The organism is Peribacillus frigoritolerans (genome assembly GCF_004358755.1).
In the GTDB taxonomy this organism is placed as follows: Bacteria; Bacillota; Bacilli; order Bacillales; family Bacillaceae; genus Bacillus_P.
This window is the reverse complement of record NZ_SMZY01000001.1, coordinates 1,325,448-1,340,764: the sequence shown is the minus strand read 5'-3', so window position 1 is coordinate 1,340,764 and position 15,317 is coordinate 1,325,448. Positions and strand designations below refer to the sequence as shown.

The window sequence follows — 15,317 nt, the reverse complement described above, 5'->3', positions numbered from 1 at the left end:
ATGTCATTATATACTAAAGAAGAAATCGTAGCAAAAGCCCGCGAATTAGCACAAATGGTTGCTGATACGAAAGAGGTTGAATTTTTCAAAAAAGCAGAAGCACAAATCAATGAGAACCAAAAAATCCGCGAAAAAGTAGCAAGCATCAAGAGCCTTCAAAAACAGGCTGTTAACTTCCAGCATTACAGCAAGCAGGAAGCACTGAAGCAGGTAGAAGACAAAATCGATAAAATTCAGGCAGAATTAGATGAACTTCCGATTATTCAGGAATTCAAAGAATCTCAAGTTGAAGTGAACGATTTGCTTCAATTGATTGCAGTCACGGTCTCAAACCATGTGACAGATGAAATCATCCGCACAACCGGCGGAGATCTGTTAAGCGGTGAAACAGGTTCAAAATTAAATAACTCACCAGGTTCAGCCTGTCACTAAAAGAGGAGCACACTGTTCAAAGCAGTGTGTTTTTTTTATTTTGTTAAGAGAGCAAATCTGCAGTTTCTTTTAAACTAATTAATTCGGATAAAGTGCTCATGAAGATTTATTTTTACCGCATTTAACCCCAGCAATAGCCAAAAACACAATCAATCCTGCAAATAAATATTTAATTAAACTATGTTCTAAATAATCATTATAACCTCTGGACCCAGCAGCAAAGGCAAAAACAGCCTTTGCTGCCAAAACCTTAGTGCCCAACTGAGGATTACCGGACAATTCCGCTTTTTCTTTTCAAAATTTAGGCACATATCTGGGCGTACACGCATACAATGAACTATACCGATTCATGTATTGGTGGAACATATTATTTATTCCTTTATATTAGTAGCACAAACCATACTAGCCCAGCATAGGATTAAATGAAGATTGATTGAGGAGGGTATGTACGAATGGCTGAATACAGAGAAATAATTACGAAAGCGATAGTTGCGAAAGGCAAGAAGTTTACTCAATCCACGCACAGCATTGCTCCTTCGCAAAAACCAACAAGCATTCTAGGAGGCTGGCTGATCAACCATAAATATGATGCAAAAAAGGTTGGGAAAACAGTCGAGGTTGAAGGTACTTACGACATCAATGTATGGTATTCGTATGCTGATAATACGAAAACAGAAGTTGTCACTGAAAAAGTTTCTTATGTAGACGTCATTAAGTTGAAATATAAAGATAACAACTTTTTGGACGATGAGCATGAAGTTATCGCAAAAGTGATGCAGCAGCCAAATTGCATGGAGGTCAATATTTCTCCTAACGGAAGCAAGGTTGTTGTTTCGGCTGAGCGTGAGTTTTTGGCGGAAGTGGTCGGTGAGACAAAGGTCGTTGTCGCAATTAATACAGAAGCCTTTGCTGAACCGGATGAAGACTGGGAAGAAGATCTCGATGATGAGTTTGAAGATTTGAATCCGGAATTTTTAGTAGGCGGAGACGAAGAATAAGAGGAAACTAGGGAGAATTATCTTCCTGGTTTTTCTTTTTTTAATGCTCTTTTCGTAAATTGTTGTTCTAAGAACAGATATATTTGAACCCATTAGGAGATAACAGCGGAAGGAACCTGACTCCTGCGGGAAATAGAGCGAAATGGGAGACCACGCAGGCATGCCGAAGAGACTCACACCGGACCGCGGAAAGGAACGGACAACATTAATAACCGAAAACAACAATCTATTCAAAAAAAAGCCTTTTTTTATATTGGAGTCACTAAGAAATTACATGCTTATTTCGGGGACAACCTTCCGGGATTCGCCAAAGCAAAAAATCCCCTATGTATGTTATAATAAAGTTTGTTTTGAAACGTACGCAAATGCAATGGGGGATTACAATGGCTACATATACGCCGATGATACAGCAATATCTAAAAATAAAGGCAGAGTATCAGGATGCCTTTTTATTTTTTCGTTTAGGCGATTTTTATGAAATGTTTTTTGAAGATGCCAAAAGAGCATCTGCTGAACTTGAAATTACATTAACGAGCAGAGATGGCGGGGGAGCCGAACGTATTCCAATGTGCGGTGTACCTTATCACTCTGCTCCCGGATATATAGAATCATTAATTGAAAAAGGCTACAAGGTTGCCATATGTGAACAAACAGAAGATCCAAAACAGGCGAAGGGTGTTGTCCGGCGTGAAGTTGTACAGCTGATCACACCTGGAACGGTTATGAACGGAAAAGGTCTGCAGGAGCGGGAAAATAATTACTTAGCTTCTGTAACTGAATTTCCTTCTAAGTTTGGTTTCGCCGTTACAGATCTATCCACTGGTGAAAACCAAGTGACCTTATTAAATCATATAGATGACATTATTAATGAAATGTATTCTCTGGGTGCAAAGGAATTAGTTGTGCATTCTGATTTTCCTGAATCATATATAAAAAAAATCGCTGAAAGATCCAGAGTGACCGTTTCGTTTGAAATCGATGCGGGCACAGAGAAAATTGAAGCGATAATTGGTCACCTGGAAGATGCGAGATTAAAAGAAACCTTCGGCAGACTTCACAACTATTTGAAGAAAACGCAAAAGAGAAGCCTTGATCATCTGCAAAAAGTAAAAGTCTATCAGCTGCAGGATTTCATGAAAATTGATTTGTATTCAAAGCGCAATTTGGAGCTGACGGAAACGATCCGTTCTAAAGGCAAAAAAGGGTCGCTGCTCTGGCTGCTTGATGAGACAAAAACAGCAATGGGGGCAAGAATGCTCAAGCAGTGGATTGATCGGCCTTTGCTGTCTAAAAATGAAATCGAAAGCCGTCTTCAAATGGTTCAATCCTTGATTGACCACTATTTTGAACGCGAAGATCTCAGAGAACGGCTAAAAGAAGTCTATGATCTTGAACGGCTCGCCGGGAGAGTAGCATTCGGCAATGTTAATGCCAGAGACTTAATCCAGCTGAAGAAATCACTGCAGCAGGTGCCTGCAATAAAAGAAGTGCTAACAACAGTAAAGCATAATCAAATAAATGAAATGGCAGGAAAAATTGATCCTTGCACAGAACTGACAGACTTGCTTGATGCAGCGTTAGTAGAGAATCCGTCGCTGTCTATTAAAGACGGCAACATCATGAAAGACGGCTTTCATGAACAGCTTGATCAATTCAGGGATGCCAGCAGAAACGGCAAATCATGGATAGCAGAGCTTGAACAGCAAGAGCGGATGCGTACAGGCATTAAATCGCTGAAAATTGGGTTCAACAGAGTATTCGGCTACTATATCGAAGTGACTAGAGCGAATGTCCACTTGCTTGAAGAAGGCAGATATACACGGAAGCAAACACTGACAAACGCTGAAAGATTCATAACACCTGAGCTTAAAGAAAAAGAAACCCTCATTCTTGAAGCAGAAGAAAAAATGGTAGATATCGAATATGAATTATTTGTAAAGCTCCGGGAACAAGTTAAAGAATTTATTCCAAGACTTCAATCCTTATCAAAGTGCATAAGTGAGCTCGATGTGCTGCAGTGCTTTGCTGTCATCAGTGAAAAAAGACATTACTCCAAACCTTCTTTTTCAGATCAAGAGCTGTTCATTAAGGACGGCAGACATCCAGTCGTTGAAAAAGTAATGAATTCCCAGGAATATGTTCCAAACGATTGTTATTTCTCAAATGAACGCGGAATGCTCTTGATTACGGGGCCAAATATGTCCGGTAAGAGCACGTATATGAGACAGGTTGCTTTGACGTCTATTCTGGCTCAAATCGGGTGTTTTGTTCCTGCTTCAGAAGCTGTCCTGCCGATCTTTGATCAGATTTTCACCAGAATAGGCGCTGCTGATGATTTAATATCAGGACAGAGTACCTTTATGGTTGAAATGCTGGAAGCAAAAAATGCCATTGTCAATGCTACGGATAACAGCTTAATCCTATTTGATGAAATCGGGCGGGGGACCTCTACTTATGATGGAATGGCGCTTGCTCAGGCCATTATTGAACATATTCACCATCATATCGGTGCTAAAACGCTGTTCTCCACGCATTATCATGAGCTGACTAGCCTTGCTGAGGGATTGCCGCAGCTTCAGAATGTTCATGTATCGGCCATAGAAGAAAACGGCAAGGTTGTGTTCCTGCACAAAATAGAGGAAGGTCCGGCAGATAAAAGTTATGGAATTCATGTTGCCGAGCTTGCAGAACTGCCGGCTGAGCTGATTGCCAGAGCAAAAGAAATTTTAGAAAGTTTAGAAGCCGAGCAAACAGTAAAAGTCCCTGCATCGGTCATAGAGAAGAAGGAAACAATTAAAAGCGATGAAGCTCAGCTCTCCTTTTTTAATGAACAGCCTGCAAAGAAAGAGAGCAGACAAGTTCCGAAAAAAGACATGCTGGTGCTTGAGCAGCTTCGGGCCATTAACCTGCTTGAAATGACTCCGCTTGATGCAATGAATGAACTCTATCAAATCCAAAAAAAATTAAAATAATGAAGAGGTGAACAGCATGGGGAAAATCATTCGCCTTGACGATTCACTATCAAATAAGATAGCCGCCGGAGAAGTTGTCGAACGTCCGGCTTCTGTTGTAAAGGAATTAACGGAAAATAGCATTGATGCCGGCAGTACGGTCATTGAAATTCACATAGAAGAAGCAGGCTTAAGCAAGATCCGAATCATTGATAATGGAGACGGCATTTTGCCTGAGGATTGTCTGAACGCTTTTCACAGACATGCTACAAGCAAAATCAAAGACGAAAACGATCTTTTCCGGATCCGGACTTTGGGATTCAGGGGAGAGGCTTTGCCGAGTATTGCGTCTGTTTCCCATATTGAGTTAAAAACAAGCACAGGGTCTGGTGCAGGGACAAGAATGGTTCTATCAGGAGGAAAGGTAGAGATCCATGAGGCTGCTTCAAGCAGAAAAGGCAGCGACCTTACTGTGACGAATTTATTTTTCAACACACCAGCCCGTTTAAAATATGTGAAAACCGTTCATACCGAGCTTGGGAACATTACAGATGTTGTCAACCGTTTGGCCCTGTCAAACCCATCCATTTCTTTCAAGCTTACTCATAATGGAAAGCAAATGCTGCATACGAGCGGGAACGGCGATGTGCGTCAGGTTATTGCGGGCATTTATGGGCTTACAATCGCAAAGAAAATGATTCCTATTAACTTACAGTCTCTTGATTTTGAAGTGAAAGGCTATATTTCTCTGCCTGAAATCACAAGAGCATCCAGAAACTATATATCAACAATCGTTAATGGCAGATTTATAAAAAACTATCCTCTTGTAAAAGCCATTCAGCAAGGCTATCATACCCTGCTTCCAATCGGCCGGTTTCCAATTGTCTTTCTGGAAATCAACATGGATCCTATTTTAGTCGACGTAAACGTTCATCCTGCCAAAATGGAAGTCAGGTTAAGCAAAGAGGCAGAATTGAATGAACTGATTACAGCAGGCATTAAGGAAGCATTCTCTCATCAAAAGCTGATTCCTGAAGCTGTTTTGCCTAAGCGGAAAGAAAAAAGTTTTGATGAACAGCAGACATTTACGTTCAGTCATGCTGAAAAAAAGCCGCTGTCAGCTGTATATGTTCAGCAGGTCATGGAAAAGCCGGAGATTGAACTGGATGAAGCTTCGGAACCAAAAGAGGAAATCACAGAACAAAGTCCTCCAGTTATTGAAGAGGAACTTGAAACTTACGATGAACAGCCAGCTGATTTTTATGAAGAAGAACCGAAAGCAGCAGATGCTGAACCAAGAGTTCCAGTTCTATATCCGATAGGCCAAATGCACGGAACGTATATTCTTGCCCAAAATGAGACTGGATTATATATTATCGATCAGCACGCGGCACAGGAAAGAATCAATTATGAATACTTTAAAGAAAAAGTAGGACAAGTTGCAACTGAAGTCCAAGAGCTCCTTGTTCCGATTACGATTCACTATTCAGCAGATGAAGCTTTGATCATAAACGAGAAAATGCAGGCACTTGCTGAAGTGGGAATCTTCCTTGAGCCATTTGGGGGAAATAGTTTTATTGTGCGCTCTCATCCGCAATGGTTCCCGCGCGGAGACGAGGGGGAGTTAATTGAGGAAATCATTCAGGAAGTGCTAGGTCATAAACAGGCGGATATTAAAAAGCTCCGTGAAGAAGCTGCGATCATGATGAGCTGCAAGGCTGCCATTAAAGCCAATCATCATCTCCGCAATGATGAAATGTTTGCGTTGCTCGAAACGCTCAGAAAAACAACAGATCCTTTTACTTGCCCGCATGGAAGACCGATTATTATTCATTATTCAACGTATGAGATGGAAAAGATGTTTAAGCGCATCATGTAAAAAGGAAAGCCGGCCGGCTTTCCTTTTATTTTTTCTAATCAAGTTGACTGCAGCTTTTGCCATATTTGAACACATCATATATAGACCGCCCGTCAGACGAGTGATTTTCTGAGTATTTAAATGGAAGCAACGAAAAGAACACAAAGTAAACGGAAAAATAAACAAACTGGTAGAAAAATATATGCGGTTCAAGAATACCAGTGTGGATCAAGGTATTAACAATCAAAATAGCTAATAGATTAAATAGAGACCCGCCGGCATAGACAAATGCGTGTGTGTAGCGATTATCCCATTTTAAACTGTCGTATTGACAAAAGGAATCTAAAAAATAGTATTGATTGACTTCAAGTTTTCCTATTCTGAATAGAAGTTTCCCTCTGCCTAGTATAAATACGGCTTTGCCCCCAAACATCCAAACGAAGACAAAGTGTCCCAGCTGATGGATAAATGCTACGATTGGAAGCACGAAAAAGAAAGCCCAAAAAAATGTGATCATATCCTCTAGCTGAAACATGCAACAGGCCCTCCTACTAAATGAATTACTGATTAAATTCCCTTAAATTTCGGATTAAAACTGAAAAATAATAATTAACCTTTAGTTCCTAGACTGCTGCATTTATTTTCCTGATTCATGCGCCTAATTCCTTATCCTTTCATAGTCTGAATGATAAAGAGAAAAGGAGTGTTTTCAAATGGACTGTTACCGGCAGCAGCTTCCGGTTCCGCATGCTCACTTTTATCAGGGAGTCACTGATTATAAAGAAAATCATTATCATTATGTACTTGGGTTTTCAAAACCTCTGAACGGAAATTCTTATGATCAACATTTTCATTATGTTGAAGGATTAACAACGTTTGATAATCAGCATTATCACCGTTTTTATGTAAAAACAGGCCCTCCTATTCCAATGCTGGATGGAACCCACTATCACTTATTTTCCGGGAAAACGTACAGGAACTATACAGAAGCGGAGCCTGTCGAGTTTGGCGGTGTTGTCTATTCAGAACAGCAGAAGCCTGTTCATCAGCATTTATTTAATGGCCGAACAAGCGGACCAATCGGTTATTGACTATCAATCGTTTGGCTGAACAGAAAACTGGAAATAATAAACTGGTATTCACTGATTTAAAGTGATAAGATGTTGAAAAGCAGACTATAAGGTATGAAAGAGTGGTTGCAAGTTGAAGAAAGAGAAGCTGGTTGTAATTATTGGACCGACAGCTGTTGGCAAAACCAATTTGAGTATACAGCTCGCAAAAAAACTAAACGGGGAAATTATCAGCGGTGACAGCATGCAGGTATACCGCGGACTTGATATAGGCACTGCAAAAATAAGTCCGGATGAAATGGACGGAATACAGCATCATCTTATTGATATAAAAAATCCAGAAGAAGATTTTTCATCTGCTGAATTTCAGGAAATTGCCCGTCCATTAATTTCAGACATTCACGCAAGGAACAAAATGCCTATCATCGTCGGCGGAACTGGATTATATATACAATCTGTCATATACGACTATCAGTTCACTGACATCGCCTCTGATCCAGCTTTCAGGAAACAACTTGAAGCTGAAGCGGCTGAATTTGGCAACGAAGTGATACATGAAAAACTCGCTGAAATTGATTCTGTGTCTGCCGGAAGAATTCATCCCAATAATGTAAGGCGTGTTATCAGGGCGCTGGAGATTTTTCATTGTACAGGCAAAACAATGACAGATTTTCTTGCGGAACAAGAGAAGGTTCTGCTGTACGATGTCGTGGTTGTAGGTCTTACAATGGAAAGAGAACAGCTCTACGAAAGAATTAATTTAAGAGTAGACCTCATGATGGATCAGGGTCTGATTAAAGAAGTGAAAAATCTCTATGATCTTGGGCTGAGGGATTGCCAATCCATTCAGGCGATAGGCTATAAAGAATTGTATGCCTATTTTGACGGTGCTGTTTCCCTTGAAGATGCAAAAGAGCAGCTTAAACAAAATTCCAGAAGATATGCTAAACGCCAGCTTACCTGGTTCCGCAATAAAATGGATGTGAAATGGTTCGATATGAGCCACCCGCTGGATATGGAACTGAGATTCAATGAAATTTTTACATATATAGCAGGAAAGCTTAATTTAAGCGCGAATACATAACACATAGAGAAAAGAGGAGGACGAAACATGAAAACAACAGTAAATATTCAAGATCAAGTATTAAATAATATCCGTAGAGACGGTACCTTTGTAACAGTATTCCTGTTAAACGGCTTTCAATTAAGAGGGCTTGTCAAAGGATTTGATAACTTTACGGTTCTTTTAGAAACAGAAGGAAAGCAGCAGCTTATTTATAAGCATGCAATCTCAACATTTGCACCTCAGAAAAATGTATCACTTGAATTAGAATAGAGAAATGAAAGCAGTCTTCAGCACCTTGGAGGCTGCTTTTATTTTTGACTTTAAATATATTTACATCTATATTGCATTAGCAAATAAGCGGGAATATTTCTCGGGAAAGCGCATAATACTACAAAACATCGCATGTATCAACATTTTTTTCAATTAGTAAAATTATTTTCATATTTTTATATAGGCATTTGTCACGATTTTGCCCCGTGCGACGTATAGTAGTAAAAGAATGTGAGGTGAACATCTTTGGATCAAGCAGTCACATTTAAAAACAATGGTCAAATTAATGTGATTTTGAATGGGCAAAAAAAGACGTATCAAGAGAAAATCAGCGAAACATCAACTTATGAAATAAAAATTCCGAAAACACAGCCTCAGCATGTCATTCTTAATGAAATGGAAGCTGAATTAAACACTCTTGTGGGCATGGAAGAAATGAAACGGATGCTAAAAGAAATTTATGCATGGATTTACATCAACAAGAAGCGTGAGGAACAAGGCTTAAAGGCTGGAAAGCAATCCCTTCATATGATGTTCAAAGGAAATCCGGGAACAGGCAAAACAACAGTTGCCAGGCTGATAGGCAAATTGTTTTTTCAAATGAATGTGCTCTCAAAAGGACATTTGATTGAAGCTGAAAGGGCAGATTTAGTCGGAGAATACATTGGACATACAGCACAAAAAACAAGAGATCTGATAAAAAAATCGCTGGGCGGGATTCTTTTTATAGATGAAGCATATTCACTTGCACGCGGAGGAGAAAAGGATTTCGGCAAAGAAGCGATTGATACGCTTGTTAAGCATATGGAGGATAAGCAGCATGAATTTGTCCTGATTTTAGCGGGCTATTCAAAAGAAATGGATCATTTCCTGTCTCTTAATCCAGGTCTTCATTCAAGATTTCCCCTGGTCGTGGATTTTCCGGATTATTCTGTAGAACAGCTGATGGAGATCTCGAAAAGAATGATGAATGAAAGGGAATACACATTCAGCAAAGAAGCAGAGTGGAAGCTGCGTGATCATTTAAACATGATTAAAACAAACATGGCGCCTGCTAAGTTTTCAAACGGCAGATATGTCCGAAATGTCATTGAGAAATCCATCAGATCCCAGGCGATGAGACTTCTTTCATCAGATCAATATCAGCGGGATGACCTGGTGACAATCAAAAGCCAGGATCTCGTCATAAAAGAATAAAGCCGCAATCTGCGGCTTTTTTATCGTGTCAGCATTTATTTATTCTGATTAGAACTGATATGATCAAGGACATGCTGCTTTTCTTAATGATGAAGGGATTTATTCGGCAAACTCCATTTATTCGTATAAGAAAGCACTCTGCATACCACAAGCAATATAAATAAGGTGTATAATTGTATGGCAGACTCGGCAAGGTCAAATCCGATGACAAGACCGGCAAGGATTGCCCATACTGCGTAAATTTCTGATTTTAACACAAGCGGTTTGCGTCCTGCCAAAAGGTCACGGATGATTCCGCCTCCGCTGCCCGTTAAGACTGCTGCTACAACAACTGCACTTATAGGGTGATTCATTTGTGTCGCATATAGGGCACCTTGAATGGCAAATGCTGATAATCCAATGGCATCCGTGAGATTTCCCCATTTCTGCCAGTGTTTAAGTAAGTTATTCGGGAATAAGAAAACGGTTGTCATTGCAATCAAAGCAATTTGAAAAAGCATTCCCTGTTCCCATAGCGCAGATACCGGAACACCGATCAGCAAATTTCTGATTGCACCGCCTCCAAATGCGGTAACGATTCCTAATATATATACTCCTAAAATATCATATTCTTCTTCCATCGCAACAATCGCTCCGCTGACGGCAAATGCAATCGTTCCAATGATGCTCAATACTTCCCATGTCATGGCCTGAATCCCCTTTGCTAATACGCTCTCAAGATGTAACCGTTTTGATTTTATACGGCGTTAAGGGGAAATGCAACCATTTTCTTTCATAAACCTTTCTATATAGGAAACAATTAGTGAATTCGTGTTTTTTTTGTTATGATGGTAATGCAAAATTATTGCTGAAAAGGATGATACACGTTTGAAAGAGAACATATATTCTGAAATTGAAAAAGTCATTCTGGTTGGCTGTCAGCTTCCGAAATTAGATGACGAGGCCTTTCAATATACGATGAGCGAGCTTGCTTCATTAACGAAAACAGCAAATGGTGAAGTGATGATTCAGCTGTCTCAAAAGAGAGAAAGAATACATCCGGCTACATACATAGGGAAAGGCAAAGTTGAGGAGCTGATCGCTCTATCAGAAGAACTTGAACCGGATTTAATTATTTTTAACGATGAGCTTTCCCCAAGCCAGCAGCGTAATTTGACGGCTGCACTTGATATAAAAATAATCGACCGGACACAATTAATTCTTGATATTTTTGCGACTCGTGCCAAATCGAGAGAAGGCAAGCTGCAGGTTGAACTTGCGCAGCTTCAATACTTATTGCCGAGGCTGAGCGGACAAGGTATAAATCTATCCCGCCAAGGCGGAGGAATCGGTACTAGAGGGCCAGGTGAAACTCAGCTTGAAACAGACAGAAGGCATATTAGAAGCAGGATACATGAAATCAAACTGCAGCTTTCTGCTATAGTGAGCCACCGCAATCGATACCGCGAAAGAAGAAAGAAAAATCAGGCATTCCAAATTGCCCTCGTAGGCTATACTAATGCAGGCAAATCTACTCTTTTTAACAGAATTACAGATGCAGGCACATTTGAAGAGGATTTACTGTTTGCTACATTAGATCCAATGACAAGGAAAATGACGCTGCCTTCGGGATATCAAGCCTTGCTTACAGATACCGTCGGGTTTATTCAGGATTTGCCGACAACATTAGTTGCAGCATTCCGCTCTACATTAGAAGAAGTGAAAGAAGCAGATCTCATTCTGCATATTGTTGACAGTTCAAACGATGACTATCAAAATCATGAAAAAACGGTTTACAAGCTGCTGGATGAATTGAAGGTTTCAGCCATACCGGTTCTGACAGTGTACAATAAAAAAGATAAGCAGTCAGTTGAGTTTGTTCCATCGCCAAAAGCTGAACATGTTCAAATCAGTGCTTTCAGTGAGAGTGACGTCAGACTTCTTAAAAAGAAGATACAATCTGTTTCAGTCGAACAAATGGAGCCATTCAGCATTGAAGTGCCTGCAAGTGAAGGCAGACTGCTATCGCTTATAAAGACTGAAACGATGGTCGGGCATTTCATGTTTAATGAAGAAACAAACCACTACGAAATACAAGGACATTATTTGCCGACGCATTCAGTTGCCGGGCATATACAGATGTACAATAGAAAGGGCAGCAGCAATGTTTAAACAACTAAAATTTGGTGAGAAAATATCACAGCTATCGAAACAGGCAGAAGAAAAAATCGCTCAGGTTCATAAAGAAATCGACGAAAGAATGGAGATCAATCAATATCGTGTTCTAAAAAGCTACAGAGATCACAGAGTCAGTGATTCGCACTTTATTCCTTCAACAGGCTACGGGTATGATGATCACGGACGGGACACTCTTGAAAAAATATACGCTGATGTGTTTGGGGGAGAAGCAGGGCTTGTGCGTCCTCAAATTATTTCTGGCACACATGCAATCTCGATCGCCTTGTTTGGAGTTCTTCGTCCATTTGATGAGCTCCTTTACATAACTGGAAAACCATATGATACCCTTGAAGAGATTGTCGGGATTCGCGGGAGCGGAGTCGGTTCGCTCAGTGAATTTAAAATTGGCTATAAAGCAGTAGATTTAAAAGCAGACGGAAGCGTTGATTTCGAAACAGTCAGGGCATCAATAACAGATAAAACAAAAATGATCGGCATTCAGCGTTCAAAAGGGTATGCAACTAGACCGTCATACACAATTACTGAGATTAAAGAAATGATTGATTTTGTCAAATCAATTAAAAAAGATATTGTTGTTTTCGTTGATAATTGCTACGGGGAATTTGTGGAGGAGCTGGAACCATGTCATGCAGGTGCGGACTTAATGGCGGGTTCACTAATTAAAAATCCCGGCGGGGGGCTCGCTAAGACAGGAGGATATTTAGTAGGAAGAGCGGATTTAATTGAGGCTTGCTCATACAGGATGACATCACCGGGCATCGGAGCAGAAGCAGGTGCTTCATTATATAGTCTTCAGGAAATGTATCAGGGCTTTTTCCTTGCGCCTCATGTAGTCGCTCAAGCTCTTAAAGGGGCAGTTTTTACTGCGGCAATCCTTGAAATGGCAGGGCTCAATACAAATCCTTCCTGGGATGCTGTCAGGACTGATTTAATTCAATCGGTTCAGTTTAATCAGGCGGATTTAATGGTTGCTTTTTGTCAGGCCATTCAGTACGCATCCCCAATTAACTCGCATGTCACGCCATACCCTAGTTATATGCCGGGCTATGAAAATGACGTCATAATGGCTGCAGGTACATTTATTCAGGGTGCAAGCATTGAACTTTCAGCAGACGGACCGCTGCGTGCGCCGTTTACAGCCTATGTGCAGGGAGGATTAACCTATTCTCATGTGAAAATTGCCATATGTTCAGCGATAGATCATCTTCTGCAAAAAGAACTAATCCATATTTAAATTCGATGTCATTTTTCCTAACATAATGTTGACACATTATATGACATGGAATATAATAAGAATAAGTTAAGAAAAGGAGGGAATACAATGGGTGATACAATTCGACGCACGATGCCCTTATTCCCGATCGGAATTGTCATGCAGCTGACAGAGCTCTCTGCCAGACAAATCCGATATTATGAAGAAAATGGCCTGATTTTTCCTGCAAGAACAGAAGGAAACAGACGATTATTTTCATTTAATGATGTAGACACACTTCTTGAAATCAGAAGCCTTATTGAACAAGGCGTCAATATGGCAGGCATAAAGCAAATCTTTTCTAAAAAAGAAGAACGATTTGAATTGCCGAATGAGGAACAACCTAAGAAAGTGGAAAAACCGGATCTCTCTGATGCTGAACTGCGAAAATTGCTGAAAGCTGAGCTTATGCAGGCAGGGCGTTTTCAAAGATCATCTCTCAGACAGGGGGATATGTCGAGATTTTTTCACTGATGAACGTAAGCTTCACTTAAATTAAAATATATATATCTTGGTATTGTTAGGAGAGGATTTTTCAAAATGGCAAAGTATACGAGAGAAGATATTGTACGATTAGTACAAGAAGAAAACGTAAAATATATCCGTTTGCAGTTTACGGACATCCTGGGAACAATTAAAAATGTTGAGATCCCAGTAAGTCAGCTTGAAAAAGCTTTAGACAACAAATGTATGTTTGATGGATCTTCAATCGAAGGCTTCGTCCGCATTGAGGAGTCTGATATGTATCTTTTCCCTGATATCGATACATTCGTTATCTTCCCATGGACTTCTGAAAAAGGGAAAGTAGCTCGTTTTATCTGTGATATTTACAGCCCGGATGGAACTCCATTTGACGGAGACCCTCGTAACAATTTAAGACGTATGCTGAAAGAAATGGAAGACCTTGGATTCACGGACTTTAATCTTGGACCAGAACCTGAATTCTTCTTATTCAAACTTGATGAAAAAGGCGAACCTACTCTTGAATTAAATGATCATGGCGGCTATTTTGACTTAGCTCCTACAGACCTTGGCGAAAACTGCCGTCGCGACATCGTGCTTGAGCTTGAAGAGATGGGCTTTGAAATCGAAGCATCTCACCATGAGGTAGCTCCTGGACAGCATGAAATTGATTTCAAATATGCCGGTGCAGTAAAAGCTTGTGATGACATCCAAACGTTTAAACTTGTTGTTAAAACAATTGCCCGCAAACACGGTCTGCATGCTACATTCATGCCAAAACCATTGTTTGGTGTAAACGGATCTGGAATGCACATGAACTTATCATTGTTCACTGACGGCGTAAATGCATTTTATGACAAAAACAGCGATCTTGAATTAAGTGAAACAGCTAAACATTTCATCGCCGGCATCATTAAGCATGCACCGAACTTTACTGCTGTTACTAACCCGACAGTTAACTCATACAAACGTTTAGTTCCAGGCTACGAGGCACCTTGCTACGTTGCATGGTCAGCACAAAACAGAAGTCCGTTAATTCGTATCCCAGCTTCACGCGGTCTAAGCACTCGTGTAGAAGTACGAAGCGTTGACCCTTCTGCAAACCCATACTTAGCAATGTCTGTATTGCTTGCAGCAGGTCTTGACGGAATCAAAAACAAGCTTGCGGCTCCAAAACCGATTGACCGCAACATCTATGTTATGACAAAAGAAGAGCGTGTAGAGAACGGAATCGTTGATCTTCCTGCTACACTTGCTCAAGCTCTTGACCTATTAAAAACAGATGAAGTCATCATCAATGCACTTGGAGAGCATTTGTTCGAGCACTTCATGGAAGCAAAAGAAATTGAATGGGATATGTTCAGAACTCAAGTTCACCCTTGGGAAAGAGAACAGTATATGTCTCAATATTAATATCTGCAACCCCCTGATACCATTGGTGTCAGGGGGTTTTTATAATTCTAAATTTTTCATTAATAATTGCGTTGACCACAAACCTGACCACTTTTTGACCACCATATTTTTATCAATGTTTTTGTTCATTACAACAACTATTCTTATAATAAAGTGCTTAAAGTATCCCC

General features: G+C 40.2%; 14 protein-coding genes and 1 pseudogene. 12 read left to right on the top strand and 3 right to left on the bottom strand.

Translation table 11 applies throughout. The annotated features are described in order from the left end of the window. Window positions 1-432: a RicAFT regulatory complex protein RicA family protein gene (locus tag E2R53_RS06965; protein WP_133311002.1), complete on the top strand. Its 432-nt coding sequence runs from the start codon at window positions 1-3 to the stop codon at window positions 430-432. A gap of 96 nt (window positions 433-528) precedes the next feature. On the opposite strand, the gene E2R53_RS23170 is transcribed toward E2R53_RS06965, so the two are convergent. Then, entirely contained in the window at window positions 529-678 is a 150-nt protein-coding gene (locus E2R53_RS23170; protein WP_165970918.1) for a hypothetical protein, read from the bottom strand. 206 nt (window positions 679-884) lie between these two features. Between E2R53_RS23170 and cotE the strand changes: the two genes are divergently transcribed. The 3 genes from cotE to mutL all read left to right on the top strand — a co-directional run bounded on the left by cotE (window position 885) and on the right by mutL (window position 6,260). Continuing rightward, window positions 885-1,430, top strand: a complete 546-nt coding sequence (gene cotE, locus E2R53_RS06960; RefSeq protein WP_133311001.1) for an outer spore coat protein CotE — start codon at window positions 885-887, stop codon at window positions 1,428-1,430. Between the two features lie 383 nt (window positions 1,431-1,813). After that, window positions 1,814-4,402 (top strand): DNA mismatch repair protein MutS, encoded by a 2,589-nt coding sequence (gene mutS, locus E2R53_RS06955; protein WP_133311000.1) that lies wholly within the window; start codon window positions 1,814-1,816, stop codon window positions 4,400-4,402. A gap of 16 nt (window positions 4,403-4,418) precedes the next feature. Further along, window positions 4,419-6,260, top strand: a complete 1,842-nt coding sequence (mutL, locus tag E2R53_RS06950) for a DNA mismatch repair endonuclease MutL (protein ID WP_133310999.1) — start codon at window positions 4,419-4,421, stop codon at window positions 6,258-6,260. A gap of 34 nt (window positions 6,261-6,294) precedes the next feature. On the opposite strand, the gene E2R53_RS06945 is transcribed toward mutL, so the two are convergent. After that, window positions 6,295-6,774, bottom strand: coding sequence for a hypothetical protein (locus tag E2R53_RS06945; RefSeq protein WP_133310998.1), 480 nt, complete (start codon window positions 6,772-6,774; stop codon window positions 6,295-6,297). Window positions 6,775-6,952: 178 nt separating this feature from the next. Between E2R53_RS06945 and E2R53_RS06940 the strand changes: the two genes are divergently transcribed. The 4 genes and pseudogenes from E2R53_RS06940 to spoVK form a co-directional block, all read left to right on the top strand. After that, on the top strand, window positions 6,953-7,330 hold the full coding sequence (locus E2R53_RS06940) for a YmaF family protein (protein ID WP_133310997.1): 378 nt from the start codon (window positions 6,953-6,955) through the stop codon (window positions 7,328-7,330). A gap of 112 nt (window positions 7,331-7,442) precedes the next feature. Beyond that, window positions 7,443-8,393, top strand: a complete 951-nt coding sequence (miaA, locus tag E2R53_RS06935; RefSeq protein WP_133310996.1) for a tRNA (adenosine(37)-N6)-dimethylallyltransferase MiaA — start codon at window positions 7,443-7,445, stop codon at window positions 8,391-8,393. 27 nt (window positions 8,394-8,420) lie between these two features. Continuing rightward, window positions 8,421-8,645 (top strand): RNA chaperone Hfq, encoded by a 225-nt coding sequence (hfq, locus tag E2R53_RS06930; RefSeq protein WP_070877335.1) that lies wholly within the window; start codon window positions 8,421-8,423, stop codon window positions 8,643-8,645. Between the two features lie 378 nt (window positions 8,646-9,023). Next, window positions 9,024-9,842: pseudogene (gene spoVK, locus E2R53_RS06925) on the top strand (stage V sporulation protein K); the annotation flags it as partial. Between the two features lie 83 nt (window positions 9,843-9,925). Here the strand turns inward: spoVK and E2R53_RS06920 are convergent. Continuing rightward, window positions 9,926-10,528, bottom strand: coding sequence for a trimeric intracellular cation channel family protein (locus tag E2R53_RS06920; protein ID WP_133310994.1), 603 nt, complete (start codon window positions 10,526-10,528; stop codon window positions 9,926-9,928). Between the two features lie 181 nt (window positions 10,529-10,709). Between E2R53_RS06920 and hflX the strand changes: the two genes are divergently transcribed. From hflX to glnA, 4 genes are all read left to right on the top strand, one after another. Continuing rightward, window positions 10,710-11,993: a GTPase HflX gene (hflX, locus tag E2R53_RS06915; protein ID WP_286166100.1), complete on the top strand. Its 1,284-nt coding sequence runs from the start codon at window positions 10,710-10,712 to the stop codon at window positions 11,991-11,993. Further along, window positions 11,986-13,254: an aminotransferase class I/II-fold pyridoxal phosphate-dependent enzyme gene (locus E2R53_RS06910; protein ID WP_133310993.1), complete on the top strand. Its 1,269-nt coding sequence runs from the start codon at window positions 11,986-11,988 to the stop codon at window positions 13,252-13,254. Before hflX ends, E2R53_RS06910 begins: the two co-directional genes overlap by 8 nt. An 87-nt stretch (window positions 13,255-13,341) precedes the next feature. After that, window positions 13,342-13,746, top strand: coding sequence for a MerR family transcriptional regulator (locus E2R53_RS06905; protein WP_133310992.1), 405 nt, complete (start codon window positions 13,342-13,344; stop codon window positions 13,744-13,746). A gap of 66 nt (window positions 13,747-13,812) precedes the next feature. Continuing rightward, window positions 13,813-15,147, top strand: coding sequence for a type I glutamate--ammonia ligase (gene glnA, locus E2R53_RS06900; protein ID WP_133310991.1), 1,335 nt, complete (start codon window positions 13,813-13,815; stop codon window positions 15,145-15,147). Window positions 15,148-15,317 lie beyond the last annotated feature (170 nt).